The sequence below is a fragment of the Aeromonas sp. ZOR0002 genome (genome assembly GCF_963866995.1).
GTDB lineage: Bacteria > Pseudomonadota > Gammaproteobacteria > Enterobacterales > Aeromonadaceae > Aeromonas > Aeromonas caviae.
In genome coordinates this window covers 11,290-14,216 of record NZ_CAWMFQ010000166.1, presented here as the reverse complement: position 1 = coordinate 14,216, position 2,927 = coordinate 11,290, and the positions used below count along the sequence as shown (strand labels likewise).

Annotated in this window: 3 protein-coding genes; 2 read left to right on the top strand and 1 reads right to left on the bottom strand. The window is 63.9% G+C overall.

Features of this window, described 5'->3' with window-relative positions; all coding sequences use genetic code 11:
* Nucleotides 1-193 precede the first annotated feature (193 nt).
* Nucleotides 194-799, bottom strand: a complete 606-nt coding sequence (locus AACR77_RS09690) for a DUF922 domain-containing protein (protein WP_042881080.1) — start codon at nt 797-799, stop codon at nt 194-196.
* 323 nt (nt 800-1,122) lie between these two features.
* On the opposite strand from AACR77_RS09690, the gene dcuC reads away from it, so the two are divergent.
* Entirely contained in the window at nt 1,123-2,475 is a 1,353-nt protein-coding gene (gene dcuC, locus AACR77_RS09685; protein WP_010674486.1) for an anaerobic C4-dicarboxylate transporter DcuC, read from the top strand.
* A 90-nt stretch (nt 2,476-2,565) separates the two neighbouring features.
* Nucleotides 2,566-2,927 (top strand): metallophosphoesterase (locus AACR77_RS09680; RefSeq protein ID WP_042881078.1); only part of this gene is annotated, 362 nt, incomplete at its 3' end.

Sequence of the window (2,927 nt, the reverse complement as noted above, 5' to 3'; positions counted from 1 at the left end):
CGATCTGCTGGAGGCGCTCCATCCCGCCCGCTACTGGGTGCGAAGGCTGCGCAGGGGCAAGCCACTGCGCGACTAGCCACCAGGAGCCGGGGCTGCCCGCCTCCACGCCATTTGGCGCACCAACAAAAAACGGGCTCAATCAGCCCGTTTTTTTATGTTTCCCATTAGCGGCCATGGGCCTGTACACGTGTTATCAGCCAGCCCTGGGCCAGACGACCCCCAGCTTGCGCCCCTGATCGGTCTGGCTGGCCAGGGTGTCGAACCGCGCCCGGGTTGCCTCCAGCACCGCCTGCCCTGCCTGCCAGCCCTGATGCTCCAGGGTTGGGCAATCCCGGGTCACCGGCAACTGGGCGAGGCGCGTGCCAAGCTGGCTCACGCTCTCCAGCAGGATGTCCTTGTGACGGCTCTCGTAGTCAAACATGGCGGCCACCAGCTTGTCCCACTTCTGGCGCTCCTTCGCGGGCGCACGGGCCTTGTCCATCCAGTTGGGCACCCTGACCTGGATGCGGGCACGGACGCTGGCCTGCTCCAGCTCGCAGCGCGCCGCCGTCGCCTTCGTCTGCAACTGCCAGGAGAGCTGATAACTGGCCTTGCCGATGTGCCCGTCCGCCTGGGTGGGCGACAAGGCGGTGATCTGGCGCATCACGGCCCCCACATCGGCCCCGGAGACCCGATAGAACTGGAAGTCGACCTTGATATCGGGGGCGATCTTCACACCGGCATAGTGGTAAGGTACAGCACCGATTGAGGCGGCATAAATGAGGGCCACCGTCACCCCTGTCTTGCTGAAGAGTCCCATCTGTCCGCGGCTTTGCTCCTTGTGAGTCCCGGCTTAATTTCAATTAATAATCAATGAATTAATAACCCGATTGGGAGATTACCCCTGATCCAGCCCCCTGTCATCCGCTCTTGGCACCCGGTTGCTGCAAACGTGCGAGTCATCACCCCGGCTCAGGCGGGGATTTGCAGTCGAGATCACAAGCTGCCATCGAATGGATGGTGAAATACTCCTTAGTGGGTAATATCCGCAGTGTTTTTGTTGGCCGATACCGGATAGTCCAGCGCAACCCTCTGGTGAGCCCTGGCAGGCCACCCCCTCACTTCAACTCTTGGGAAGGTTTTATGATAGAACTCCTGATCGGCACCCTGGTCACCCTGGCCGTGGGTCGCTACATCTTCAAGGGCTACTCCGCCACCGGGGTACTGCTCAGCGGCGGCCTGCTGCTGCTGGCGATCACCGCCCTGATGGGCAAGGCGGTGCTGCCGGCGAGCGTCCCCTCCACCGGCCACATGGCCACCGACATCTTCGAATACGTGCGCTTCCTGCTGGTCGACAGGGGGGGTGGCCTCGGCATGCTCATCATGGTGCTGTGCGGCTTTGCTGGCTACATGAGCCACATCGGCGCCAACACCATACTGGTGAAGCTCGCGAGCAAGCCCCTCGGTGTCATCAAGTCCCCCTACATCCTGCTGGTGGCCGCCTATCTGGTCGCCTGCGCCATGTCGCTGGCGGTGAGCTCCGCAACCGGCCTCGGGGTTCTGCTGATGGCCACCCTCTTCCCGCTGATGGTCAACATGGGGATCTCCCGTGGCGCGGCAGCGGCGGTGTGCGCCTCGCCGGCCGCCATCATCCTCTCCCCCACCTCGGGGGACGTGGTGATGGCCGCCCAGGCCGCGAACATGGAGCTCATCGAGTTTGCCTTCAAGCTGACCCTGCCCATTTCCCTGGTGGCCATCGCCGCCATGGCGGTGACCCACTTCTTCTGGCAGCGTTATCTGGATCAGAAGGCCGGGGAGCACAACGCCGCGGTCGCCCCGAGCGATCTCGTCACCGACGCCCCCGGCTTCTACGCCATCCTGCCCTTCACCCCCATCATCGGTGTGCTGCTGTTTGACGGCAAACTGGGGCCCAAGCTCGATATCGTCACCATCATCGTCATCTGCCTGGTGCTGGCCGCCCTGCTGGAGCTGGTGCGCAAGCGCAACGGCCGCGAGCTGCTGGACGGGCTGCAGGTGTGCTGGCGCAACATGGCCGACGCCTTCGCCGGCGTGGTGATGCTGCTGGTGGGTGCCGGGGTCTTTGCCCAGGGTCTGATGGGGCTTGGTTTCATCGCCAACCTCCTGGATCTGGCCCAGAGCTTCGGTACCGGCGGCATCGTCATCATGCTGGTGCTGGTGGTCATCACCACCCTGGCGGCCTTCACCACGGGTTCCGGCAACGCCCCCTTCTACGCCTTCGTGGAGCTCATCCCCCATTTGGCCACCAGCCTCGGCGTCAACCCGGCCTATCTGGTGATCCCCATGCTGCAGGCATCCAACCTCGGCCGCACCATCTCGCCGGTCTCCGGGGTGGTGGTCGCCTGTGCGGGGATGGGCAATCTCTCTCCGTTCGAGGTGGTCAAACGTACCTCGCTGCCGGTGGCCGTCGGCCTGCTGGTGGTGATCCTCGCCACCCAGATCATGGTTCCCGCCTGACTCTTTACCGGCCCGGCTGCCGCCGGGCTGGTATCCCCCCCACCCCATGCAGTAGACTCGGTGCTCTTTTTTCCTAAGGAGGACCGAGCCTTGAGTATGACGGTTCAACTTGCCCACTTCAGCGACTGCCACTCCCATTTCGATGGCGCCCCCATGCGCTTCTCCCCCGATGGCGAGTCCGAATGGCGCACCCAGTGCGGCGGCTATGGCCGCATCCTGACCCGGCTCACCGCCCTGCGCCAACAGGCCGAGGCAGCCGGCCAGACCTGCCTGCTGCTGCATGGCGGCGATACCTTCCAGGGGTCACTTTACTTCAACCGCTTCAAAGGGCGGGCCAATGCGGACCTGCTGGCCCTCTTGCGACCGGATGCCATGGTGATCGGCAACCACGAATTCGATCTGGGCAACGGGCCGCTGGTGGAGTTTTTGCGCCAGCTCGATTTCCCGGTGCT